This window comes from Klebsiella sp. 141153 (assembly GCF_032601995.1).
In the GTDB taxonomy this organism is placed as follows: Bacteria; Pseudomonadota; Gammaproteobacteria; order Enterobacterales; family Enterobacteriaceae; genus Klebsiella; species Klebsiella aerogenes.
Map to the genome: position 1 here is coordinate 566,722 of NZ_JAQIRJ010000001.1, position 24,524 is coordinate 591,245.

The following is a 24,524-nucleotide window of genomic DNA, read 5'->3' on the forward strand; positions in this document are numbered from 1 at the left end:
TTCCTTTATGAATCATAGCACAGGAAATTCCCGGCTTACGGCGTAAAGGCCTCAGCCGGGTTACCGGGAGAGATTTAACCGCTAACCACCGCTTTACGCAGATCGAATACCCGGCAAGCTTTTCCTTCAGAGCGAGGAATGCTGCCGCAGTTGACGATAGTAATATCGGTAGAAATCCCGACCATTGACTTAATACGGTGACGCAACTGATGGCAAATCTGGCAGCGTTGTTCATGACTCAGCGCCAGCCCACTCTCTTTCAGCTCAACGCGTACCGCCAGCGAATCAAGATGACCGCGGCGATTCACCTCTAACTGATAGTGCGGCGCCAGGTGTTCAAACTTGAGGATCTCCTCTTCCAGCTGCGAGGGGAAGACGTTAACTCCGCGGATAATCAACATATCGTCGCTGCGTCCACTGATGCGATCCATGCGGCGCATGGTCCGCGCGGTTCCCGGCAGCAGGCGCGTCAGGTCGCGGGTACGATAGCGGATCACCGGCAGCGCTTCTTTGGTCAAGGTGGTAAACAGCAGTTCGCCATGCTCGCCATCTTCCAGCGGCGTACCGTCGTCCGGGTTGACGATTTCCGGGAAGAAGTGGTCTTCCCAGATGGTCGGGCCGTCAACGGTTTCCAGACACTCCATCGCTACGCCCGGACCCATGACTTCCGACAAACCGTAAATATCCAGCGCGGTGATCCCCAGGCGGCGCTCGATTTCCGCGCGCATCGCCAGCGTCCACGGCTCGGCGCCAAACACGCCGACCCGCAATGAACAACCGCGGGCATCGCCGCCCATCTGGCGTTCCAGCTCTTCAATCAGATTCAGGCAGTAGGACGGCGTCACCATGATCAAATCCGGCTGAAAATCGCGGATTAACTGCGCCTGTTTCTCGGTCTGACCGCCGGACATCGGGATCACCGTCGCGCCTAAACGTTCCGCGCCGTAGTGCGCGCCAAGGCCGCCGGTAAACAGGCCGTAGCCGTAGGCGACGTGAATTTTGTCTTTCGCTGAACCACCGGCCGCACGCAGCGAACGGGCGACAATATTGGCCCAGTTATCAATATCGTTTTGCGTATAACCCACCACCGTCGGTTTGCCGGTGGTGCCGGATGAGGCGTGAATGCGCACCACCTGCTCCATCGGCACCGCGAAGGTATCGAACGGATAGTTGTCGCGCAGATCTTGTTTGGTAGTACAGGGGAATTTTTTCAGATCGTTTAATTCCCGGAAGTCGTCAGGGTGCACGCCTGCTGCGTCGAATTTGCGGCGATACATCGGCACATTTTCATACGCATGCTTCAGCGTCCATTTCAGGCGCTGGGTTTGCAGGGCCTGCAGTTCGTCACGCGATGCGGTTTCAATCGGATCTAATTTTGTAGTAGTTATCATTGTAGGGTACTCGCAGGTAAATTAGCTCACACTCGCTCAAGGATCATGGCAATGCCCTGACCCACGCCAATACACATCGTACACAGCGCATAGCGCCCGCCCCGGCGTTGCAGCTCAAGGCTGGCGCTCAGCGCCAGCCGCGCGCCGCTCATGCCCAGCGGATGACCTAACGCGATGGCGCCGCCGTTGGGATTCACGTGCGCCGCATCATCCGGCACGCCGAGTTGTCTGAGCACCCCCAGCGCCTGCGCGGCGAAGGCCTCATTCAGCTCTATCAGATCCATATCGTTAATATTGAGTCCGGCGCGCTCCAGCACTTTACGCACCGCCGGTACCGGCCCCAAACCCATCAGGCGCGGCTCAACACCCGCCGTCGCCATCGCCACGATACGCGCGCGCGGCGTGAGTCCCTGTACGCTGGCCTGCTGTTCACTGGCGATAATCAGCGCCGCTGCGCCATCGTTAACGCCGGATGCATTCCCGGCCGTAATGACTCCGCCTTTACGGAACGGCGCTTTTAATAGCGCGAGTTGCTCAAGCGTAGTTTCCGGGCGGGGATGCTCATCATCGCGTACCGCGCTGACCGCGCCTTTCTTGCCGATGATCTGCACCGGCACGATTTCCTGCGCCAGAATGCCATCGCGCTGGGCCTGCGCCGTGCGCTGCTGGCTGCGCCAGGCGAAAGCGTCCTGGTCGGCCCGGCTGATATTTAACAATTCAGCTACATTCTCTGCCGTTTCCGGCATGCTGTCAGTTCCGAATTGTTGCGCCATGAGCGGGTTCACAAAACGCCAGCCAATCGTGGTATCGAAGAGTTCCGCCTGACGCTGATAAGGCGCGCTGGCTTTTCCCATCACGAACGGCGCGCGCGACATCGATTCCACGCCGCCGGCAATCAACAGATCGGCATCGCCGGCTTTGATCGCCCTGGCGGCAAAACCGATTGCATCCAGACCCGATCCGCACAAGCGGTTAATCGTGGTGCCCGGCACGGTATGCGGATAACCGGCCAACAACGTCGCCATATGCGCTACGTTGCGGTTATCTTCACCGGCCTGGTTAGCACAGCCGAAAATCACATCATCAATCGCTGCCGGGTCGAGCCCGGGATTGCGGCTCAGCAGCTCACGCAGCGGGATCGCCGCTAGATCGTCGGCGCGGACGCCGGCCAGCGCTCCGCCGTAGCGGCCAATCGGCGTGCGGATCCCGTCACAAATAAAGGCGTCGCGCATTACACTTCTCCCGTGATTGTGCCGCCGATGCGGTGCGATTTGCCGCGAAACAGGGCCACAATCTTTTGCTGTTGATTAACAATTTCGATGTCGTAGACGCCGGTCAGCTTGCCCTGCTGTTTGACCCTGGCGGTAGCGACCAGCCTGTCGCCGGCAAACGCCGGACGAAGAAAATCAATGCTCGCCGCCGAGGCCACCGCCGCCAGCCCCTGGCTGTTACAGGCGTAAGCGAAAGCGGTATCGGCAAGCGTAAATAGCTGACCGCCGTGGCAGGTTTGATGGCCGTTAAGCATGTCCGCCGAGACGGTCATGCTCATCTGCGCAAAGCCGTCGTCCATTTCGATAAGTTCGATCCCCATCTTTCTGGCGCAGGTATCTTTTTCGTACATCACGCGCGCGTTGCGCCACGGATCATTGCTCATGGTGCTTCTCCATCAGCGCCTTCTGGCGCAACAGGGAACAGGGGCGATAGCGCTCCTCGCCATAATGGTGTTGCAGGTTCTCCAGCAGTTGCAGCACCCGCCGCCAGCCAAGGCGTTCTCCCCACGCCAGCGGGCCTTGCGGATAGTTGACGCCAAGGCGCATGGCGGTATCGATGTCTTGCGCGCTGGCGACCCCTTTTTGCACCGCATCCAACGCTTCGTTGATTAGCATCGCCACCGTGCGCCACACCAGCAGTCCGGGATAATCGGCGATACGTAGCACTTTCTTGCCCTGCTGTTGGAAGTAATGCACGGCCTTATCAGTGGCCGCTGGCGCGTTGGTCGCCGCTGCGGCCAGCACCACCGTATTGCTGGCGCACAGGTCATATACCACCACCGGGCGGTGATGCTTAACGCTTAGCGCCAGCGCCGTCTCGCCTTCGGTCTCCAGCAACAAGAGCTCATCCAATTCAGTGACGTTGTCACTTACATCCGTAATGGATTGAGCGCCAGTAGATACCGACGGCAGCGCCGCGTCCGGCTGCGTCTCCATGGGCCAGCGATAGACGCCGTGACCGCTCTTTTTACCCAGCCGCCCGGCCAGCGCCAGCTCTTGCTGGAGGAGTGACGGCAAGTAACGGCGGTCCTGCCAGAAGGCGTTAAACACCGAACAGGTCACGGCGAAGTTGACGTCCTGGCCAATCAGGTCAGTCAACGCCAGCGGTCCCATCGGAAAACCGCCGCCGTCACGCAAAGCGGCATCGATAACCTCAGGGGCGGCAACCTGCTCTTCCAGCGCGCGCCAGGCCTCGGCGTAGAACGGACGCGCTACGCGGTTAACGATAAAACCGGGCGTTGAGCGGCAGTGCACCGGCTGTTTCCCCCAGCCGCTTACGCACTGGCACAGCTGCTCTACCACCTCCGCAGAAGTCTCCAGGCCACTCACCACCTCGACCAGCTTCATCACCGGCGCCGGATTAAAAAAGTGCAGCCCGGCCACCCGCTCCGGGTTTTTGACCCCGGCGGCGATGGCGGTAATCGAAATAGACGAGGTATTACTGGTCAACAGCGTTGACGGCGCGCAGATCTCCGCCAACTGCGCGAACAGCGCCTTTTTTACTTCCAGACGTTCAGAGGCCGCTTCGATCACTAAATCTGCATCGGCAAGCGCGGCTAAATCGTGGGCCGGATGCAGGCGCGCCAGCAGTTCGTCGGCCTGCTCAGGGGCCAGTTTGCCCCGCGCAACGCGCGACGCCAGACGCCCGGCGATACCCTCTATCGCCTGGCCTACGGCCTTAGGGTTAATATCAAAAATACGCACCGGATGTCCGGCTGCGGCGGCCACTTCAGCAATACCAGCTCCCATGGTGCCGCTGCCGATCACTGCCACCGTGGATAAGGATGTTGTCATGGCCTATTTCCCGCTGAACTGTGGTGGTCGTTTGGCCAGAAACGCGCTGACCCCTTCGCGGTAATCATCGCTGCGCCCGGCCAGACGCTGATAATCGCGCTCCAGGTCCAGCTGCGCGTCGAGACTGTTGGTTTCAGAAGCCAGCAGCGCCTTTTTAATCAGCCCAAGACCAAACGTCGGTTGCGCCGCCAGATGGCGCGCCAGCTGCAGACTGGTATCCGCCAGTTCTGAATCGTCCACTAGCTGCCAGATCATTCCCCACTGCGCGGCTTGTTCCGCGCTTAGGCTATCGCCCAGCAGCGCCAGCCCCATTGCGCGAGCGCGGCCGGCCACCCGCGGCAGGAACCAGCTGCCGCCGCAGTCCGGCACCAGGCCGAGCTTACTGAACGCCATCACAAATTTGGCCGAACGCGCAGCCAGCACGATATCGCAGCCCAGCGCCAGGGTTGCGCCTGCGCCAGCGGCCACGCCGTTGACCGCGCAGATGACCGGCTTCGGCAGCGCCGCCAGACGGCGCACTAACGGGTTGTAAAAGCGTTCTACCGACATGCCGAGATCCGGCGGCGGGCCGCTGGGGTCGACATTGCGGTCGTTCAAATCCTGGCCGGCGCAAAAGCCGCGACCGGCGCCGGTGATCAGCAAGCAACGTATGCCGTCATCGCGCTCGGCCTGCTTCAGACATTCCGCCAGCTGTTGATGCATCAGATCGTTAAAACTGTTGAGGCGGTCCGGGCGATTGAGGGTAATGGTCATGACGCCCTGTTCCACTGCGCTGAGAATGAAAGCTTCCACGATTAGCGTCCTTTAAATTCCGGTGTACGTTTTTGTAAGAAGGCGTCGATGCCTTCGCGGCGGTCTTCGCTAGCGCTCAGCAAGCTAAACAGCTGACGCTCCTGTTGCAGACCAGCCTGCAGGCTGACTTCCTGCGACAGGCGCAGCGACTGTTTTGCCGCCCGTAGCGCCAGCGGCGAATGGCGGGCGATGGTGGCAGCCAGTTTCAGGGCGTACTCATCGGTTAACGCCGCCGGATGGATATCGCTGACCAACCCGGCCTGCTGGGCCTGGCGGGCGTCAATACTTTCGCCGCTCAGCACCATCCGGCTGGCCAACGCCTTACCTACGCTGCGGATCAGCCGCTGGGTGCCGCCAGCGCCCGGCATAATGCCGAGGGTAATTTCCGGCAGGCCAAAACGGGCGTTGTCGCCGGCGACAATCAGGTCGCACAGCAGGGCCAGCTCGCAGCCGGCGCCGAGCGCGTAGCCGTTGACCGAAGCGATCAGCGGTTTAGTAAAGGCATCGATTCGCCCCCACAACCGTGGGCGAATATCATCAAGGGTGGCAGGCAGATCTTTTTCAGCCATTTCGTTGAGGTCAGCCCCGGCGGCGAAAAAACGCGCGTTACCGCTGATAACGCAGACGCTGACGCTGCCATCGACTGCCGCCGCCTCCAGCGTCTCAGCAATCTGGGTTAAGAGGGCATTGTTCAGCGCGTTGCGGGCCTGCGGGCGGTTCAGCGTCAGCTGTAGCACCCGGCCATGACGGTGGATCAGCAGGTCACTCATGCCATCCCCCGCGCGTCAAAGTCGACTACCACATCGCCGCTGGTCGGTAACGACTGGCAGCTCAGTACGTAACCCGCCGCCAGCTCATCCGCTTCCAGACTGTAATTGGCGGCCATCGCCACTTCGCCACGCAGCACTTTGCATTTACAGGTGGCACAAACCCCGCCCTTACAGGCAAATGGTAGATCCGCGCCCTGACGCAATGCGGCATCCAGGATGCTGTCGTCTTCGGCGCTGAGGGCGATCAGCCGATCGCGCCCGTCCTGGCGGATGGTTACCGTGCGCCCTTCCGCCTGCACGCCGGCGGCGCGTTTCACATTGCCGCCAGGTGTATTAAAGCGTTCGAGATGAATCGATTTCTCCGCTACGCCAAGTTCACGTAACGTTGCTTCCGCGTCGTCCATCATCGCCGCCGGTCCACAGATAAAGGCGTCATCGAAACGGCTGAAATCCAGTAAATGCGCGGAGAGCTGGCGCAGTTTGTCGCCGTCAATGCGCCCCTGTAAAAGATCGCTGTCCATCGACTCCTGGCTAAACAGGTGTATCACCTGCAGGCGCTGCGGATAGCGGTCTTTTAAATCGGCCAGCGCCTGGCGGAACATCATGCTATGGCTGCTGCGGTTGCCGTAGATCAGCGTGAAGCGGCTTTGCGGCTCGGTCGCCAACGTAGCGCTAATGATCGCCATCATCGGCGTGATCCCGGAACCGGCGGCAATCGCCAGATATTCACCCTGCCGTTCAGCCTGCGGTTGATAACCGAAATGCCCCTGCGGCACCATCACTTCCAGCTCCATACCCTGCTGGATATCGTGCTGGGCGTAGCGCGAAAAGCGCCCGCCGTCGATAGCTTTGACCGCGACGCTAATTTCGCCGGGCGTGCGGCTGCGACAAATGGAATAACAGCGGCGCAGTTCTTCGCCGCCCAGACGGGCTTTTAGCGTCAGATGCTGGCCCGGACGAAAGCAGTACTCCGCCTGCAGGGCTTGCGGAATCGCAAAAGTGATGGTCACCGCATCGCGGGTTTCCGGCTCGACTCTCGCCACCTTAAGCGAATGGAACGTCGTCATGGCAACCTCAAATACATTTAAAGTAATCAAAAGGTTCGCGGCAGCTGTCGCAGCGATAGAGCGCTTTACAGGCCGTGGAACCGAATTCGCTAATCAGCGAGGTATGGATGCTGCCGCAGCGCGGGCAGCTCACCTCGGTGGGCATGTCCGCATGACAGGCGTGCCCCTGGGGCGGGCTGATGCCGTACTGGCGCAGGCGCTCGCGAGCATCCTGGCTCATCCAGTCGGTGGTCCACGGCGGATCCAGCTGCAGGACGATATGTACCGGCACAAAGCCATGCTCGCTCATGACCGCGCGGATCTCGCCCAGCAGATGCTCCGTCGCCGGACAGCCCGAATAGGTCGGGGTAAAGCCAATCACCCAACCGTCGCCGTGGCGCGCGACGCTGCGCACCATACCGAGGTCGGTGATAGTGAGTACCGGCACTTCCGGATCCGGGATCGCGCTTAATAATCCCCAGATGGTACGAACCTCTGCTGGAGCGATGTCGGCAAGACGTTGCATAGTCACCTCACTTACCACTGCAGTCCGGGATGCGAACGCTGCAGATACTGCATCTCCGCCAGCAGCGGGCCGAGATGTTCACTGTGCAGCCCCTGTTTGCCGCCGCTGCGGAAAGCCTCTTCCTGCGGGATCTGTAAGCCGGAGTCGAGCAGCGCCGTGTGTACCGCGCTTTGCCATTCGGCCTGAAGCTCGCGCGGATCAACCGCAATGCCCTGCTCAACCAGGAGGAGATCCACTTCATCGGCAAGGAACAGTTCGCCGGTGAAGCGCCACAGATTGTCGACCGCCTGCTGCATTTTGCGATTTGATACCTCGGTGCCGTTACCGAGACGCTCCAGCCAGCCGCGGCTAAAACGCTGGTGGTAACGCACCTCTTTCAGCCCTTTAGCGGCAATGGCCGCCAGCTGCGCGTCGCGGCTGTTCACCAGGCGGCTGAACAGGGCGACGTGCCAGACGTCGATAAAGAACTGACGGGCGATAGTGTCGGCAAAATTGCCGTTTGGCTGTTCCACCAGCAGCAGGTTGCTGAACTGGCGTTCTTCGCGGCCAAAGGCCAGCGTATCTTCGTCGCCGCAGCCGTTAAGTTCGGCGGCATAGCTTAAAAAGTTGCGCGCCTGGCCGAGCAGGTCGAGGCCGATGTTGGCCAGCGCAAGATCGATCTCGAGCTCGGGAGCATGGCCGCACCAGGCGCCTAAACGCTGGGCCAGAACCAGACCATTGTCGCCAAGACGCAGGGCGTAGGTGGCTACGGGGTTAGGGGTATTCATCGCCGCCTCACATATGTTCCATGCCGTCCGGCACGGTATAGAAAGTCGGATGACGGTAGACTTTGCTTTCCGCCGGGTCGAAGAATTCGCCGCGCTCTTCCGGCTGCGAAGCAACGATTTCGCTGGCCTTCACCACCCAAATCGAGCAGCCTTCGCTGCGGCGGGTATAGGCATCGCGGGCGTTCTCCAGCGCCATTTGATCGTCGGCGGCGTGCAGACTGCCAACGTGGCGATGGGATAATCCCTGTTTGCTACGAACGAACACTTCATATAACGGCCAGTAAACTTTGCTCATGTTCTCTCTCCTCATGCCGCGCTGCGGGCCTGCTGTTTTTGCGCATGGGCCAGCGCGGCCTCGCGCACCCACTCGCCCTCTTCCCAGGCCTTACGCTTGGCGGCCAGTCGTTCGTGATTGCAAATCCCACGGCCGCTAATTACCTCGTTAAATTCCTGCCAGTCGATTTCGCCGAAGCGGTAGTGGCCGCTGGCTTCATCAAAGCGCAAATCCGGGTCCGGTACGGTCATGCCGAGGATCTCTACCTGCGGCACGGTGTTATCGACGAAGCGCTGACGCAACTCGTCGTTGGAGTGCAGTTTGATTTTCCACGCCATGCTGCGGGCGCTGTTCGGCGAGTTGTCATCGTTGGGGCCAAACATCATCAGCGCCGGCCACCAGAAGCGGTTAATAGCGTCCTGCAGCATCTGCCGCTGCGCGTCATTGCCCTGCGCCAGCGCCATGCAGGCTTCAAATCCCTGACGCTGGTGAAAGCTCTCTTCTTTGCAGATTTTGACCATCGCCCTGGCATAGGGGCCGTAAGAGGTCCGGCACAGCGCCACCTGGTTGACGATGGCCGCGCCATCGACCAGCCAGCCGATCACGCCGATATCCGCCCAGCTGAGGGTCGGATAGTTAAAAATGGAGGAGTATTTCATCTGCCCGTCGAGCATTTTCTGATACAGGTCTTCCCGCGCGCAGCCCAGCGTTTCCGCGGCGCTATAGAGATAAAGCCCATGCCCGGCCTCATCCTGTACCTTAGCCAGCAGGATCGCTTTGCGGCGCAGCGTCGGCGCGCGGGTGATCCAGTTGCCTTCCGGTAGCATGCCGACAATTTCCGAGTGCGCGTGCTGGCCTATCTGCCGAATCAAGGTCTTACGATAGGCATCCGGCATCCAGTCCTGCGGTTCGATGGCCGTTTCCTGCGCGATGCGCTGGTCAAAGCGTTGTTCTTCTGTCACGTCATCACCTTTATGATTCCGATATTCACAATAAAAACATTTATGTGAATCACTTTGTTTATTGAAGGTTACATATTGGTTAAATAAAACCACAAATTTTGTTTGTTCTTTTTGTGATGATAACCGCAAAACCTTTTGTAAATGACAGATAAAACAGCGATATAAGCACAGCAACCAATTAACCACCGATCACAATGTTAATAAAATATTAAATACGGGCTTGATTTTTATGATTCATAAAAGAACTATTTATAGATATCACACGTAACATATTTGGAGATTTGCGATGCAGCAGTTAGCCAGTTACTTATCCGGCGCCTGGCAGACCGGCCGGGGCCGCGCCCGTACTATCCATCACGCCATTACCGGCGCGGCGCTTTGGGAGGTGACCAGTGAAGGACTGGATATGGCGCAGGCGCGCCGCTTCGCGATTGAACGCGGTGGCAAAGCCCTGCAGGCGATGACCTTTATTGAACGTAGCGCGATGCTGAAAGCAGTGGCGAAACACCTGCTGGAGCAGAAAGCCGAGTTCTACGCCATCTCGGCGCAAACCGGCGCAACCCGCGCCGACAGTTGGGTGGATATTGAAGGCGGTATCGGTACTTTGTTCACTTATGCCGGGCTGGGTAGTCGCGAACTGCCGGACGATATCCTGTGGCCGGAGGACGAGCTAATTCCGCTCTCCAAACAGGGCGGTTTTGCCGCACGTCACGTGCTGACCTCGAAGTCGGGCGTCGCCGTACATATCAACGCCTTCAACTTCCCCTGCTGGGGAATGCTGGAAAAACTGGCGCCCACGTGGCTTGCCGGTATGCCGGCTATCATTAAACCGGCAACCGCTACCGCCCAGCTCACCCAGGCGATGGTAAAAGCGATTGTCGACAGCGGCCTGGTGCCGGAAGGCGCCATCAGCCTGATTTGCGGCGGCGCGGGCGATCTTCTCGACCATCTCGATAGCCAGGACGTGGTGACCTTTACCGGCTCTGCCGCCACCGGCCAGCAGCTACGGTCGCATCCTAACCTGGTGGCCAAATCCATTCCCTTTACCATGGAAGCTGATTCGCTCAACTGCTGCGTATTAGGCGAAGATGTCACCCCGGAGCAACCGGAATTCGCGCTGTTTATTCGGGAAGTGGTCCGCGAGATGACGGCGAAAGCCGGGCAAAAATGTACCGCTATCCGCAGAATCATTGTGCCACTAGCTCAGATTAATGTGGTTAGCGATGCACTGATCTCCCGCCTGCATAAAGTAACCGTCGGTGACCCCGCGCAGGAGGGCGTTAAGATGGGGGCCCTGGTTAACAGCGAACAGCGTCAGGATGTGCAGGATAACGTCAATAAACTGATTGCCGCCGGCTGCGAAGCCCTGCTTGGCGGACAGGCAGATCTTAATGCTGACGGCGCATTCTTCCCGCCGACCCTGTTGTACTGCTCACAGCCGGATGAAACGCCGGCAGTCCACGCCATTGAGGCTTTTGGCCCGGTGGCAACACTGATGCCATATCGTGACCGCCAGCATGCGCTGACGCTGGCGCGCGCCGGCGGCGGTAGTCTGGCCGGGACGTTGGTCACCACCAGCGGCGAACTGGCGCGCGAGTTTATCCTTGGCGCCGCGCGCGCGCATGGTCGTATTCAGATCCTTAACGAGGAGTCCTCGGCAGAGTCGACCGGCCACGGCTCGCCGCTGCCGCAGCTGGTACACGGCGGCCCCGGCCGCGCTGGCGGCGGAGAAGAGCTTGGCGGGCTGCGCTCGGTGAAACACTATATGCAGCGTACCGCGGTCCAGGGCAGCCCAACGATGCTGGCGACCATCGGCCAGCAGTGGGTGCGTGGCGCGCAGGTTAGCGAAGACCGCATTCACCCGTTCCGTAAATACTTCGAAGAGATCCAGCCCGGCGATAGCTTATTAACCCCGCGGAGAACCCTGACCGAAGCGGATATCGTTAACTTCGCCTGCCTGAGCGGCGACCATTTCTATGCGCATATGGACAAAATCGCCGCCGCCGAGTCGATTTTCGGCGAGCGGGTGGTTCACGGCTATTTCCTGATCTCCGCAGCGGCCGGGCTGTTCGTCGATGCCGGCGTCGGGCCGGTTATCGCTAACTACGGCATGGAAAACCTGCGCTTTATTGAACCCGTCAAACCGGGAGACACCATTCAGGTTCGCCTGACCTGTAAGCGGAAAACGGTTAAACGTCAGCGCAGCGCCGATGAGAAAGCCACCGGCGTCGTTGAATGGGCTGTTGAGATTTTCAACCAGCACCAGCAGGCGGTGGCGCTGTATTCCATTCTTACCCTGGTGGCGCGCCAGCAGGGAGATTTCCCGACGTGATGCGCTGAAAATCGCCCGGCGGCGCTGCGCTTGCGCGGGCCTACAGACAGTCAAACCCGGCAAAAAAATCGGCGCACGTTCTCAATGCCTCTACGGAGGCATTTTTTACGTCCGTCTGGCAAAACTGACAAACAAGCTGGCAAAAGCAAACAAACGTTCCTGGGCAGCAGACTGCTAGGGTAAGCGTAACAAAGCCGACATTCGCAGCGGCAATAACAACACAACAATAAGATGAGGTCACAATGGCAAACGGCTTAATGTTTTCCCCTCGTAAAACCGCGCTGGCCCTCGCTGTCGCGGTGATTTGCGCCTGGCAATCACCGGTCTTCGCTCACGGTAGCGAAGCGCACATGGTGCCGTTGGATAAAACGCTGCAGGAATTCGGCGCCGATGTGCAGTGGGATGACTACGCGCAAATGTTTACCCTGATAAAAGACGGCGCTTACGTCAAAGTGAAGCCCGGCGCCAAAACGGCGATCGTCAACGGTAAATCCCTTGATCTACAGGTGCCGGTGGTAATGAAGGAAGGTAAAGCCTGGGTCTCCGATACCTTTATCAACGATGTGTTCCAGTCCGGTCTCGATCAGACCTTCCAGGTAGAAAAGCGCCCTCACCCGTTAAATTCGCTCTCGGCGGCGGAAATCGGTGAAGCGGTGACCATTGTTAAAGCCGCGCCGGAGTTCCAGCCGAATACCCGCTTTACTGAGATTTCCTTACACGATCCGGACAAGGCGGCGGTATGGGCCTTTGCCCTGCAGGGAACGCCCGTTGATGCCCCGCGCACCGCCGATGTGGTGATGCTCGATGGCAAACATGTCATTGAAGCCGTCGTCGATCTGCAAAACAAAAAAATCCTCTCATGGACGCCAATTAAAGGCGCCCACGGGATGGTGCTGCTCGATGATTTTGTCAGCGTGCAGAACATTATCAATGCCAGCAGCGAATTCGCTGAGGTGCTGAAAAAGCACGGTATTACCGATCCCAGCAAAGTGGTCACCACCCCGCTCACCGTTGGCTACTTTGATGGCAAAGATGGCCTGCAGCAGGATGCGCGTCTGCTGAAGGTCGTCAGTTACCTGGATACCGGCGACGGCAACTACTGGGCGCACCCGATTGAAAACCTGGTGGCGGTGGTCGACCTTGAAGCGAAGAAAATTATCAAAATTGAAGAAGGCCCGGTGATCCCGGTCCCAATGGAACCACGACCTTATGATGGCCGAGACCGCAACGCCGCGGCGGTGAAACCGCTGGATATTACCGAACCGGAAGGCAAAAACTATACGATTACCGGCGATACCATCCACTGGCGGAACTGGGATTTCCACCTGCGCCTTAACTCGCGCGTCGGGCCCATTCTCTCGACGGTGACTTACAACGATAACGGCACAAAACGCCAGGTGATGTATGAAGGTTCCCTCGGCGGGATGATCGTTCCCTACGGCGACCCGGACGTCGGCTGGTATTTCAAAGCCTACCTCGACTCCGGCGATTACGGCATGGGCACTCTGACATCGCCGATTGTCCGCGGCAAAGATGCGCCATCGAATGCGGTACTGCTGGATGAAACTATCGCCGATTACACCGGCAAACCGACCACGATTCCCGGCGCGGTCGCCATATTTGAACGCTATGCCGGGCCGGAATATAAGCATCTGGAAATGGGCAAACCTAACGTCAGCACCGAGCGCCGGGAACTGGTGGTGCGCTGGATCAGTACCGTCGGGAACTATGATTATATCTTTGACTGGGTGTTCCACGACAACGGCACCATCGGCATCGATGCCGGCGCCACCGGGATTGAAGCCGTTAAAGGCGTGATGGCGAAGACCATGCACGACCCCAGCGCCAAAGAGGATACCCGCTACGGGACGCTGATCGACCATAATATTGTCGGCACCACCCACCAGCATATTTATAATTTCCGCCTCGATCTCGACGTGGACGGCGAAAACAACACCCTGGTGGCGATGGATCCTGAAGTGAAGCCAAACACCGCCGGCGGCCCGCGCACCAGCACCATGCAGGTGAATCAGTACACAATCGATAGCGAGCAGAAAGCGGCGCAGAAATTCGACCCTGGCACCATCCGCCTGCTGAGCAACACCAGCAAAGAAAACCGCATGGGTAACCCGGTCTCTTACCAGATTATCCCTTATGCCGGCGGCACGCACCCGGCGGCGACCGGCGCCAGGTTCGCCCCGGACGAGTGGATATATCATCGTCTGAGCTTTATGGATAAACAGCTGTGGGTGACGCGCTACCATCCAGGCGAACGTTATCCGGAAGGAAAATATCCCAACCGCTCCGCCCTGGATACCGGCTTAGGCCAGTACGCAAAGGATGATGAGTCGCTGACTAACCACGATGACGTCGTATGGATTACTACCGGCACCACGCACGTCGCACGCGCCGAAGAGTGGCCGATCATGCCGACCGAGTGGGCGCACGCGCTGCTCAAGCCGTGGAACTTCTTTGACGAAACCCCAACGCTTGGCGAGAAGAAAAAATAATCTTAACCCGCGGTGAAATCGAGCAGGATTTTACCGCTTCTTCCCGGCTGGCCTGCGGCGGCAATCGCTTCACGCCAGTCGCGCAGCTTTATCACCTGCGCTGCAGGCTGCGCCGTGGTCGACAGCTGTCGCCAGATCGCCGTAAAAGCAGCCTGCCACGCATCGACGCTGAGTGTTGGTAAGGCCTCCCGCAGATGAAATTTGCGTACCGATGCGCTGCCTCGCGTCTGGGTGAGCGGTTTACCGGATAGCAAGCCGTAAGAGACAAGCGTTGACGATTGCGGCAGTACCGATAGCAGAAAGTCAGCCAGCTCACCGCCCACCGCATCAAACACCAGATCGCTGTACTGACTCACTTGTTCAATCAGCGCCCTGTCACCTTCGAGTAGCGGATAGACGCCATACTGCTGTAAGCGCGGGATGTGCTGCGGCGAGCGAATAATACCGCTTACCGAACGCGCGCCCATGGCGAGCGCCCACTGTCCCAGCAAGCTGGCGCAGGACGATGAAGCCGCGGTCAAAAGCAGATGTTTCCCCGCCACCGGCCAGCGCGTCAGCATCAGCATTGCGGTCAGCGGATTGATATAGCCGCGCGCGGCCAGGATGTCATCTATCTCTTCAGCGACCGGCACCAGCCAGCGCGGGTCAATATCAAGATAACGCTGCCAGGTTCCGGCGCCGCGCAGCGGCAGAACCCGCTGCCCCAGTCGTGGACACCCACTCGTCGCGTCTTCAATCACCACACCAACACCTTCATAACCCGCTACCGATGGCAGCGTCGTACGATGGCGGTAAGCGCCGGTAATGGGAATCAGATCGGAAGGGTTGACCGGCGCATAGCGCATTTGCACGCGTACTCGTCCGGGCGCCAGCGGCGGCAACGGCAGGTGATGCAGCGCGAGCACCGTTTCCGGCGCGCCGTACTGCTGATAGCAAAGCGCATCATTCCACATAGCGGGGCAACATCAGAAAAAAAGAGCGCCGATCATAGCAAATCAGCGCTCAGGGGGAAGAGGTATGTGCGCCTTCTCCGGGCTACCAAATCGCACAGCACTGTAGCCCCGGTAAGCGGCAGCGCCACCGGGGGGTTTTGAGATCACCAGCACCAGTAGTGTCAGCCAGCGTGGTGAATAAATTAAAGGCAGGCCGCACGAACCGTAGGTCGGATAAGCGTAGCGCCATCCGACAAAAAATCAGTAGCGCACGCACACCGATTTGGTTTCGCACCAGTCGTCCAGCCAATCCGGACCAAAATCACGCCCGGTACCGGACTGCTTCATCCCGCCGAACGGCAGGTTGGCATCAATCAGCGTATGGCTGTTGACCCATACCGTACCGGCCTGCAGACGATCGGTATAGTTCAGCGCCTGAGTCAGGTCGCGAGTCCAGACGCTGGCAGTGAGGCCAAAATCACTGTCGTTAGCTAAGCGTAGCGCCTCTTCGCCATCGGCGACGCGCACCAGGTTCACCACCGGGCCAAACACCTCTTCGCGATTCAGGCGCAGCCCGGCATCCGGATTAATCACCAGCGTCGGCGCAATATAAAAACCGTTACCATTCGGCCCAACGTTACCGCTGATCAGCTCGGCGTTTTGCTTACGCGCTTCGTCCAGATAAGCGGCCACTTTGGCGCAGTGCGCCTGCGACACCACCGGGTTAATTTGCGTCGTTTCAACCATTCCCGGCCCCACCTGCAGCGACTTGACCGCCTGCTCAAAGCCAGCGACCAGGTTATCAAACAGCGGCGCTTCGATATAGATCCGCGAACTGGCGGCGCATACCTGCCCCTGATTGAGGAAACTTCCGGTCATTAACCCTTCAATCACCCACTGCGGATCGGCATCTTTCAGCACGATGGCCGGGTTTTTGCCGCCGAGTTCAAGGGTTACGCGGGTCAGGCGATCGGCCGCCGCGCGGGCAATCTGTTTGCCGGTGGCGGTCGAACCGGTGAAGCTCACTTTCGCCACCTGCGGATGGGTCGTTAAGGCCGCCCCGCACTCGGCGCCGCTACCGGTGACGACGTTAAAGACGCCGTCCGGGATCCCGGCCTCCGTGGCCAGCTCCGCGACTCGCAGCAGGGTTAACGGCGTAGTCTCAGAGGGTTTAATCACAATGGAACAACCGGAGGCCAGCGCCGGCATCACCTTCCACATGCCGATCATCAGGGGGAAGTTCCAGGGAACAATCCCCGCCACCACCCCAACCGGCTCTTTACGGGTCCACGCCTGATAGCGCGCGCCTTCCGGGAACGGAATGGAAACGTCCAGCGTACGGCCGCTGATTTTAGTGGTCAATCCGGCGGTGTAGCGCATCCAGTTGAGGGTGCAACCGACTTCAAACGCGCGCGAAATATTGATCGACTTCCCCTGTTCAAGGGTTTCGAGCTGCGCCAGCTCTTCACCATGCTGTTCCACCAGATCGGCGAAACGTAGCAGGATCCGTTCGCGCTCGGCCGGCGTTCGCCCGGCCCAGCTACGGGCGACAAAAGCGCGCCAGGCGGACATCACCGCGCGGTCAACGTCGGCGGCATTAGCATCTGCCGTCGTGGCAATCGCCTGGCCGGTGGCCGGGTCCCAGACGGTTAAGCGTTTTTCGCTCTGTGCCGCCTGCTGGTTGCCATCAATATATAAGCCATGCTGTCTGTCGAGAAATTGCTGTACGCTGGCGAGCAGCGCGACCTGTGATGTGGACATGCGACTTCCTTATTGTTCGCGGATAGTGCACACAGTCTAGGACGGGTCAGCCATTTGCGCTTTTTTCTCTGTGACAATCATTTTTGCCGCTGTGACAGGTCCCGCAATTAAACACCCTGGCAGGCGGCGAAATGTGCCGCAGGTAATAGTTCTTTCATATACTCCACGCTGCGCTCTTGCCACTCACGGCGTAAATGCAACAATACAGAAACATTATTTTTACAGGGTGCAGACGATGGCGACGGTAGAAAACGGGCAGGACTATCAGCGTTGGTTAGCGAAGATTAACCAGGTATGCGGCCATTTTGCCGCCCGTCCGCTGGAAGGCGCGTTCCATGGCGAAATTGATGCAAGCTATACCGGCAGCCTCAAAGTCAGTACCGTCACCGCCCGCGGCGTCAATCTTTACCGCACCCGTAATGAAATTAAACGCGACAACGACGCCTGGTTCTATACCGTTTTTCAGCTCGAGGGCCAGGCGGCTATCGAGCAGGACGAGCGCCAGGTAGTGCTTGAGGCCGGCGATATCACGCTCATTGATGCCTCACGCCCCTGCTCTATCTTTTGGCAACAAACGTCAAAACAGGCTTCGCTGCTGCTGCCCCGCCAGCTCGTGGAAAGCCAGCTGCACGGCAGCGACATCAGCATCGCCACCCGGCTGAATAAAACGCTGCCGATGGTCCAGCTTAGCCAACGGCTGCTGCAAGAAAGTATGCGCAGCCCGGCGCTCTCAGAAAGCGAAGGCGAAGCGGCGCTGGAGGCTATCGTCTGTCTGCTGCGACCAATGCTACAGCAGCATGACGCACCGCCGACGCGTCGCGAGAAGCAGTTTCAAAAAATCATGGCGTTGATAGATGAGTCGATACAGTCAGAGCAGCTGCGTCCGGAGTGGCTGGCCGGGGAAACCGGCATGTCGGTACGCAGCCTGTACCGCCTGTTTGCCGATAAGGGGCTGGTGGTCGCGCAGTATATTAAGAACCGGCGTCTAGACCTGTGCGCACGGGCGCTACAAAACGCTCATGATGAAGAGAAGCTGGCGGGAATTGGCTACAGTTGGGGCTTTACCGACCATAGCCATTTTTCGACAGCGTTTAAGCAGCGCTTCGGCGTATCGCCCGGCGAATACCGTAAGCGCTATCGGTAACTATTTGCGCAGCCATTTGCCGTTAATACCCTGCACATATTCCCCCGGCTGCGCCCGGGCGACCAGCTTCTGCCCGGCCATTTTCGCCACTTCATCCACCGGCAGGTTATTGTCATCCGCCAGTTGCTGATAGCTTTCGCTGCGCGCGGCATTAATCTGTTTAACTAACGCCAACGTCTGCGCATCCTGTTTCAGCGGCGCCAGATAGCCGTTCAGCGTTTCCCCCACCCGCCCCTGCGCCCGCGCCTCATTCAAGGTCAGCGCCAGCGCCGGGCTACTCAACAGCATTAACGCCAGGGTGGCTGTCAGCAGTCGTTTTTTCATTATCGCCTCAGAACAGATCGCTACGCGACTTCAGCAGATTTTCGACGTCCTTATCCACCTTAATATGAATCTCATGCTCAATTTTGACATTCATATTGATGGTGATCGGCTCCTTGGACGCGGCGATTTCAATACGCGGCGTACAGCCTGCCAGCAGCAGGGTCGCCAGCGCCGCGGCGAACAGTTTTATCATTTTGGTTCCTTACATGTATCCGTACAGCGCGGGGCGGGCAGTTTCGCATTCTGCTCAAGCCATGCCTGCAAATTATCGCCGAAGCGCAAGCTGCGCCACAGATCGAAAATATTCTCTTCATGGGTATAGTTTAAATGCACGGTGCTGCTTTTTCCGTCCACCCGGCTGGTGCCGCTAATCGCCGCGCTCATCGTCAGCTTCCCGAGATTATCAAGGTTGATACGCGTCCAGGATTTCGAGACTTCCATATAGCGCAGCCAGTTGATCGCCGCGCCGGCGGAAACGTTGTCGGCCACCAGCGCATCGGCGGTATCTTTATCCAGACGCATGGTCATCGGGCCGGGGTTGCTAAACCAGCCGTCTTTTATGATCCACTTATCGTTGTTCAGCCATAACGGTAACGCGCCGTTAAACGCGCCAGACACCGCAAACTGTTTTACTTTGATGGCGCTGATTAATTCACTACTGGAGATATTCTGCAGACGCAGTAGCGCTGGCTGATGCTGCGGCATCCTTAGCTGCTGCATGGTCAGCTTACCGCCAAGGATATCAACATTGACGTTGCTCAATTCCAGCGGATCCTGCTCGCTCCAGGGCCATGTTCCCTGGAGATCGGCGCTGAGATTTTTGGCGGTAAACTGGTTGACGATTTCGCCAATACGCAGCGAAACCGGACGGCGGGTACCGAGCTGCCAGCTTCCGCCGCTGAAGCGGAATGGCAGAACAAAGTCGACGCCGTTGATTTGGTTGTCCGGCATCCAGGCGCTACCGCCTTTTAAGACGCCGTGGCCCCCGGCCTCAAAACCCTGCCCGGCTGCCGCGGAAAATGCTACCTGCGCATACATATCACCTTCACGCAGGGTCATTTTCCAGTCCGGCGGGATCAGCGGCTGGAATACGCTAAGCGACTGTTTCGGCCACCAGGCCTGGCCACGCAGGCGTTCGCCGTCCCAACGGCCGGTCAGACGAATCGGGCCGATTTTCTCCGCGTGTAATGAGCCGTTAAACAGGAACCAGGTCGGATCGCGGCCATCAATATTGAACTTGAGCGTTGACGGCGGCAAAACGCTGCCGCCGCTGAAAGTGGTTTTACCGGCATCAAGCGACAACGCGCCGCTGAATTTTGGATGCTGTTCATTGCGCAGCCAGTGAATGGGTTTATCGAGGGTCAGGCGCGGCGTGCTGACCAGCATGGTGTCGTACTGTAGCTTATCGAACCCGGTCGACAGGCTGTTAAGAATAATGGCGCTGTCCCGCCACTCGCCGGCGCCCTTCACATCCCAGCGCGCCTGCATCGGCGTAAAGTGACCATCTCCCCAGTATCGCCACGACCAGCGACCGCGGTCGGGCATAAAGTTGTCGGCCTGCCCATCCAGGTGCAGGATGAAATCGCCCATTTCCTGTTCGTGGGCGCGCAGTATCGCCTGCAGGCGGCCATCCACCCCCTGCTGAGTCACTTTCACTCCCGCCAACGGCAGGCGGATCTCATCGATATTCAGCGAGTCAATCACCCGCCCGCGCGAGCGCAGCAGCGCGCCGGGATGAAAAGCCAGCTCCGGCGTCGTTAGCGGCCCGCTGAGTTTGGCGGGCAGCACGGCGTAAAAAATCATATCGTCGAGCTTGGCTTCGCCGGTCAGGCTGAGCGGCATGTCGCTGTGATCCATGCTTAGCTTACCTGGGCCAATGTTCAGCACGGCGTTCCCCTTACCGGCTTCACCGTGCGTTAACACATTGAGCCGGCCGCTGATTTCCATCTCTTCGGTGCCTTTTTGCCAGTCGCCAACCGATAGCGCCACCCGCCCGCTAAGCGGATAGCCGGCATAAACCGCGTTCCAGCGCCCGTCGCTGATGGTGATACGTTCAGGGGTTATTTCCCACGGCAGATCGAGCATCGGCTCAACCTCACCGCGCGGCGTGACCAGCAGCTGGCCGCGATTTTTCTGCCATTCCAGTTCCGCATCCACCAGACCCGGCGTTTGCGGGAATTCGAAAGTGCTGACCAGATGACCATCGACCGGTAAGCCATCCGGCACCAGCGGCATTTCGAATTCACCGACCAGCTTAACCGGCGCCTGATCTTCCACCAGCCGCGCGCTGAAATTGCTGACCGTTAAGGTCTGGCCGCGCAGTTTCGCCTGTAGCGTGACCTCTTTGCCTGAATAACCGATATCCTGCTGCCCAGGCGTCAACGACATCACCAGTTTTCCCTGCCATTTTTCCCACGGCGACAGGCGCAGATTGTCGATAGTTAACCAGCTATACGGCAGCATCGATTGCCACTCGGCGAGGGTTCGCGGCGCGCCGGAGAGCGGCTCGCTGGAGGGGACCTTAGCCAGGCAGGCGCTATTGATATCCAGTTCACTCAGGTGTAACCGCCAGCGGCTGGGACGGGTAAGACGCGCGTTGCTGACGCGAGCAATTTCACAATCGCCCACCAGGTAGCGTAAATCGGGGATAACCAACGAGGAGCGCGTCAGGCGCGGACTTTCGCCAAGCGAGATCCGCGTGCCGACCGGCAGCCAGATACCCGCCAGCGTCGGAACCCAATGCGTTAATGTGGCCAGCAGGGCCAACGGCAGCAAAATTAGAGCTAATAACAGCGCAAGAGCGGCTTTATATTTACCCTTCATGGGCAGTCAAATCCTGATTCTAAGTAAAAGCCGATAAGCGCCTATTGTGGCACGTTCGACCCGCGAGTGAAAGTTAACGTCCAGATTAAGGATAGCCGCACTCATTTCTGCTGAAAAAATATTTAGTCTTCGTTTAAATTATGCCTGCGACACTTGGAAAAACAGGTAATAAGGAGCCGTTATTCCGTGGAGCTCATTATCTCGCTGATCGAACGCGCGCAGAGCCACTATTCATTGGTATTACTGATTGTTTTCCTGCTGACCTTCAGTAAATCCTGCGCCCTCATCTCTTTTGTGATCCCCGGGACCTCCGGTTTGCTGGTGCTCGGGGCGTTGGCGTCAACCAGTATCGGTCATTTCTTGCTAATGTGGCTAAGCGCCAGCCTCGGCGCAATCGGCGGATTCTGGCTCTCATGGCAAATTGGCCGTCGCTATCAGCATCATCTGCAGCGTCTGCGCTGGCTCAGCGCCGAACGAGTGCTGCGCAGCCAGCTATTCCTGCGCCGTCACGGCGGTTGGGCGGTATTCTTTGGCCGCTTTCTGTCGCCGCTGCGAGCAACGTTACCGCTGGTTACCGGCGCCAGCGGTACGCCGCTATGGCGTTTTCAGGTGGCCAACGTTGCATCGGGTTTACTCTGGCCATTTATCCTGCTGGCGCCGGGAGCATTTAGCCTCAGTTTTTGGTGAAACGTATTGTCTTTTAAAGAGATTTCTTAAGACTGCGATATGCTCTAGAATTAATATCATAACCTGATGATTAAACTAATTTTTAATATTTGTAAGATTATTTTAATTATGCTACCGTGACGGTATTATCACTAGAGGAAAGCCTTATGAAAATCGCTGTTTATAGTACCAAGCAGTACGATAAAAAGTATCTGCAGCATGTTAACGACGCATACGGCTTTGAACTGGAATTTTTCGACTTCCTGCTGACCGAAAAGACCGCAAAAACGGCCAACGGTTGTGAAGCGGTATGTATCTTCGTTAACGACGACGGTAGCCGTCCGGTGCTGGAAGAGCTGAAAGCCCACGGCGTGAAATACATCGCGCTGCGCTGCGCCGGGTTTAACAACGTCGATCTTGACGCTGCTAAAGAGCTGGGTCTGCGCGTCGTGCGCGTTCCGGCCTACTCGCCGGAAGCCGTAGCAGAACACGCCATCGGTATGATGATGTCCCTGAACCGGCGTATCCACCGCGCTTACCAACGTACCCGCGATGCCAACTTTTCGCTGGAAGGGCTGACCGGCTTCACCATGTACGGTAAAACCGCGGGAGTGATCGGCACCGGTAAAATCGGCGTCGCGACGCTGCGGATCCTTAAAGGTTTCGGTATGCGCCTGCTGGCGTTTGATCCCTATCCGAGCGCGGCGGCGCTGGATCTCGGCGTTGAATATGTCGACCTGCCGACGCTGTACGCGCAGTCCGACGTTATCTCGCTGCACTGCCCGCTTACCGACGAAAACTATCACCTGCTCAATCAGGCAGCCTTCGATCAGATGAAAGACGGCGTGATGGTCATTAATACCAGCCGCGGCGCGCTAATCGATTCTCAAGCGGCTATCGACGCGCTGAAGCATCAGAAAATCGGCGCGCTGGGAATGGACGTGTATGAAAATGAACGCGATCTGTTCTTTGAAGATAAATCGAACGATGTCATTCAGGATGACGTGTTCCGCCGACTCTCCGCCTGCCACAACGTGTTGTTTACCGGCCACCAGGCGTTCCTGACGGCTGAAGCGCTGATCGGTATTTCCGAAACAACGTTGAGTAATCTTCAGCAGGTTGCTAAGGGCGAAACCTGCCCGAACGCGCTGGTCTAAGCTTCTTTCCCCTTTTGTGCTCCCCGTTAGCGGGGGGCACATTCAGACAATCCCCACAGATCCTGCCTGCATTACAGTTACACTGTTTTTCGTTTTATTGATATGACAAATGTTTTGGAGTACGAATGAATAAGTTTGCTGCACTGCTGGCGGCGGGAATACTGCTATCGGGCTGCGTATACAACAGCAAAGTTTCTACCAACGCCGAACAACTGCAGCATCACCGTTTTGTGCTGACCAGCGTTAACGGCCAGGCGCTACCGACAGGCCAGACGCCGCCGCCGGAAATTAGCTTCGGCGAAAAAATGTATGTGTCAGGCACGATGTGCAACGGCTTCAGCGGCCAGGGCAAGCTGTCTGACGGCGAGCTAAAAGTTGAACAGCTGGCGATGACGCGTAAGCTGTGCGCGGATCCGCAACGGAACGCGCTGGATAATACCCTCAGCAAAATGCTGCGCGATGGCGCGCAGGTCGATCTGACGGAGAATCAGCTCACGCTGGCGACCGCCGACCAATCACTGGTGTATAAACTCGCCGATTTAATGTAGCGAGACGCGTTGCGTATTAGTAGTTTCCGCAGCTTCCGCCCGCTAATGCCTGCTCGCTGCAGCGTTTACCATTCGGTAGCGCGCACATGCCAATAGCGCTGCCATCAAGCTGGCGGGCAACGGATAATGAACCGCCAACCATCGCGCAATTCGCCTGGCCGCTGTCGCTCATCGCCGCGCGCATGCCGGGCGGTACGTGTGCCGCAGTGGCTTGTTGCACCGGCTCGTTGCTACAAGCCGACAGTAATAACGCAGCGCACCCCACTAAAAACGCAGCTCGCATCCTCTCCCCCTTTCAGAAACATCTTAGAATAAACAAACTCAAGAATAATAGGCAGCGCAGCGCCTGCCGTCGAGAGGCGAAATACGTATTTATGCGCCTCATTAACATTTTCTAGCAAATTTTCCGCTTAAAGCTTGATCTCGGCAGGCAAAGCGCCTTACCAGCGCGCTTTTCATCCCAGCCCGAAATATTTTCCCGACGAAAAAATCACGGTTGCAGCGACCGGGCGGCATAGTTTGCACATGATGATTGCGGTGCCGGGTGCCTCCCGGTGAATTAGCCAGTTCGAGCTAATTCGCGTGCTAATTTTCGCCAACAGGGAACTGAACTGAACGCTCCGCCGCAGAGGGGAATTCACCGCAGCAAATAAATAGCACGCGATTGCCGGTTGGCTAAAAGCTATTAAATTTAAAAATATATTTTGCTTTGTTTAAGCGATGCATCGCCGGTA

Annotated in this window: 23 protein-coding genes; 6 read left to right on the plus strand and 17 right to left on the minus strand. The window is 58.1% G+C overall.

Annotated elements, in window-relative coordinates; translation table 11 throughout:
- Window positions 1-74 precede the first annotated feature (74 nt).
- From paaK to paaA, 11 genes are read right to left on the minus strand one after another with little or no spacing between them, the layout of a single operon-like run.
- On the minus strand, window positions 75-1,391 hold the full coding sequence (gene paaK / locus PGS10_RS02755; protein WP_316422405.1) for a phenylacetate--CoA ligase PaaK: 1,317 nt from the start codon (window positions 1,389-1,391) through the stop codon (window positions 75-77).
- A gap of 26 nt (window positions 1,392-1,417) precedes the next feature.
- The gene (pcaF, locus tag PGS10_RS02760) at window positions 1,418-2,623 is read right to left on the minus strand and encodes a 3-oxoadipyl-CoA thiolase (protein WP_025713681.1); all 1,206 of its coding nucleotides are present in this window, start codon (window positions 2,621-2,623) and stop codon (window positions 1,418-1,420) included.
- Window positions 2,623-3,045 carry a hydroxyphenylacetyl-CoA thioesterase PaaI gene (gene paaI, locus PGS10_RS02765; protein WP_023279988.1) on the minus strand — a complete coding sequence of 141 codons (423 nt, stop codon included), beginning with the start codon at window positions 3,043-3,045 and terminating at the stop codon, window positions 2,623-2,625. Before paaI ends, pcaF begins: the two co-directional genes overlap by 1 nt.
- Entirely contained in the window at window positions 3,035-4,456 is a 1,422-nt protein-coding gene (gene paaH, locus PGS10_RS02770) for a 3-hydroxyacyl-CoA dehydrogenase PaaH (RefSeq protein ID WP_316422408.1), read from the minus strand. Before paaH ends, paaI begins: the two co-directional genes overlap by 11 nt.
- Before the next feature lie 3 nt (window positions 4,457-4,459).
- Window positions 4,460-5,248: a 2-(1,2-epoxy-1,2-dihydrophenyl)acetyl-CoA isomerase PaaG gene (paaG, locus tag PGS10_RS02775; protein ID WP_047048894.1), complete on the minus strand. Its 789-nt coding sequence runs from the start codon at window positions 5,246-5,248 to the stop codon at window positions 4,460-4,462.
- Between the two features lie 2 nt (window positions 5,249-5,250).
- Window positions 5,251-6,018, minus strand: a complete 768-nt coding sequence (paaF, locus tag PGS10_RS02780; protein WP_316422410.1) for a 2,3-dehydroadipyl-CoA hydratase PaaF — start codon at window positions 6,016-6,018, stop codon at window positions 5,251-5,253.
- The gene (gene paaE / locus PGS10_RS02785) at window positions 6,015-7,085 is read right to left on the minus strand and encodes a 1,2-phenylacetyl-CoA epoxidase subunit PaaE (RefSeq protein ID WP_047048900.1); all 1,071 of its coding nucleotides are present in this window, start codon (window positions 7,083-7,085) and stop codon (window positions 6,015-6,017) included. The genes paaF and paaE overlap by 4 nt, the downstream gene beginning before the upstream one ends.
- 7 nt (window positions 7,086-7,092) lie before the next feature.
- A complete protein-coding gene (gene paaD, locus PGS10_RS02790) occupies window positions 7,093-7,590 on the minus strand; it encodes a 1,2-phenylacetyl-CoA epoxidase subunit PaaD (RefSeq protein ID WP_047048903.1) in 498 nt (165 codons plus the stop codon).
- Between the two features lie 11 nt (window positions 7,591-7,601).
- The gene (gene paaC / locus PGS10_RS02795) at window positions 7,602-8,357 is read right to left on the minus strand and encodes a 1,2-phenylacetyl-CoA epoxidase subunit PaaC (RefSeq protein ID WP_047048906.1); all 756 of its coding nucleotides are present in this window, start codon (window positions 8,355-8,357) and stop codon (window positions 7,602-7,604) included.
- 7 nt (window positions 8,358-8,364) lie between these two features.
- Entirely contained in the window at window positions 8,365-8,652 is a 288-nt protein-coding gene (paaB, locus tag PGS10_RS02800; RefSeq protein WP_004224492.1) for a 1,2-phenylacetyl-CoA epoxidase subunit PaaB, read from the minus strand.
- Between the two features lie 11 nt (window positions 8,653-8,663).
- Complete coding sequence (gene paaA, locus PGS10_RS02805; protein WP_025713674.1) at window positions 8,664-9,593, minus strand: 1,2-phenylacetyl-CoA epoxidase subunit PaaA; 930 nt, start codon at window positions 9,591-9,593, stop codon at window positions 8,664-8,666.
- 286 nt (window positions 9,594-9,879) lie between these two features.
- Here paaA and paaZ point away from each other — a divergent pair, with 286 nt between their 5' ends.
- On the plus strand, window positions 9,880-11,925 hold the full coding sequence (gene paaZ / locus PGS10_RS02810) for a phenylacetic acid degradation bifunctional protein PaaZ (protein WP_316422411.1): 2,046 nt from the start codon (window positions 9,880-9,882) through the stop codon (window positions 11,923-11,925).
- A 242-nt stretch (window positions 11,926-12,167) separates the two neighbouring features.
- Window positions 12,168-14,435 carry a primary-amine oxidase gene (gene tynA, locus PGS10_RS02815; protein ID WP_316422412.1) on the plus strand — a complete coding sequence of 756 codons (2,268 nt, stop codon included), beginning with the start codon at window positions 12,168-12,170 and terminating at the stop codon, window positions 14,433-14,435.
- Window positions 14,436-14,437: 2 nt separating this feature from the next.
- Here the strand turns inward: tynA and PGS10_RS02820 are convergent, their stop codons facing one another.
- Entirely contained in the window at window positions 14,438-15,388 is a 951-nt protein-coding gene (locus PGS10_RS02820; protein WP_316422413.1) for a zinc-dependent alcohol dehydrogenase family protein, read from the minus strand.
- A gap of 240 nt (window positions 15,389-15,628) precedes the next feature.
- The gene (locus tag PGS10_RS02825; protein WP_047048918.1) at window positions 15,629-17,128 is read right to left on the minus strand and encodes an aldehyde dehydrogenase family protein; all 1,500 of its coding nucleotides are present in this window, start codon (window positions 17,126-17,128) and stop codon (window positions 15,629-15,631) included.
- Between the two features lie 235 nt (window positions 17,129-17,363).
- Here PGS10_RS02825 and feaR point away from each other — a divergent pair, with 235 nt between their 5' ends.
- Window positions 17,364-18,272, plus strand: coding sequence for a transcriptional regulator FeaR (feaR, locus tag PGS10_RS02830; RefSeq protein ID WP_047048921.1), 909 nt, complete (start codon window positions 17,364-17,366; stop codon window positions 18,270-18,272).
- Here the strand turns inward: feaR and PGS10_RS02835 are convergent, their stop codons facing one another.
- From PGS10_RS02835 to PGS10_RS02845, 3 genes are read right to left on the minus strand one after another with little or no spacing between them, the layout of a single operon-like run.
- A complete protein-coding gene (locus PGS10_RS02835; RefSeq protein WP_047048925.1) occupies window positions 18,273-18,596 on the minus strand; it encodes a YdbL family protein in 324 nt (107 codons plus the stop codon). It abuts the gene before it with no gap.
- Between the two features lie 7 nt (window positions 18,597-18,603).
- Window positions 18,604-18,789 carry a YnbE family lipoprotein gene (locus tag PGS10_RS02840; protein ID WP_015366326.1) on the minus strand — a complete coding sequence of 62 codons (186 nt, stop codon included), beginning with the start codon at window positions 18,787-18,789 and terminating at the stop codon, window positions 18,604-18,606.
- Window positions 18,786-21,419: a YdbH family protein gene (locus PGS10_RS02845; RefSeq protein ID WP_316422414.1), complete on the minus strand. Its 2,634-nt coding sequence runs from the start codon at window positions 21,417-21,419 to the stop codon at window positions 18,786-18,788. The genes PGS10_RS02840 and PGS10_RS02845 overlap by 4 nt, the downstream gene beginning before the upstream one ends.
- 186 nt (window positions 21,420-21,605) lie before the next feature.
- Here PGS10_RS02845 and PGS10_RS02850 point away from each other — a divergent pair, with 186 nt between their 5' ends.
- The 3 genes from PGS10_RS02850 (at window position 21,606) to hslJ (ending at window position 23,790) form a co-directional block, all read left to right on the plus strand.
- Window positions 21,606-22,106 carry a DedA family protein gene (locus PGS10_RS02850; RefSeq protein ID WP_032708230.1) on the plus strand — a complete coding sequence of 167 codons (501 nt, stop codon included), beginning with the start codon at window positions 21,606-21,608 and terminating at the stop codon, window positions 22,104-22,106.
- A gap of 146 nt (window positions 22,107-22,252) precedes the next feature.
- Window positions 22,253-23,242, plus strand: coding sequence for a 2-hydroxyacid dehydrogenase (locus PGS10_RS02855; protein WP_032711778.1), 990 nt, complete (start codon window positions 22,253-22,255; stop codon window positions 23,240-23,242).
- Window positions 23,243-23,367: 125 nt separating this feature from the next.
- On the plus strand, window positions 23,368-23,790 hold the full coding sequence (gene hslJ, locus PGS10_RS02860) for a heat shock protein HslJ (RefSeq protein WP_316422415.1): 423 nt from the start codon (window positions 23,368-23,370) through the stop codon (window positions 23,788-23,790).
- 16 nt (window positions 23,791-23,806) lie between these two features.
- Here the strand turns inward: hslJ and PGS10_RS02865 are convergent, their stop codons facing one another.
- Window positions 23,807-24,073, minus strand: a complete 267-nt coding sequence (locus PGS10_RS02865; RefSeq protein ID WP_032711780.1) for a putative hemolysin — start codon at window positions 24,071-24,073, stop codon at window positions 23,807-23,809.
- Window positions 24,074-24,524 lie beyond the last annotated feature (451 nt).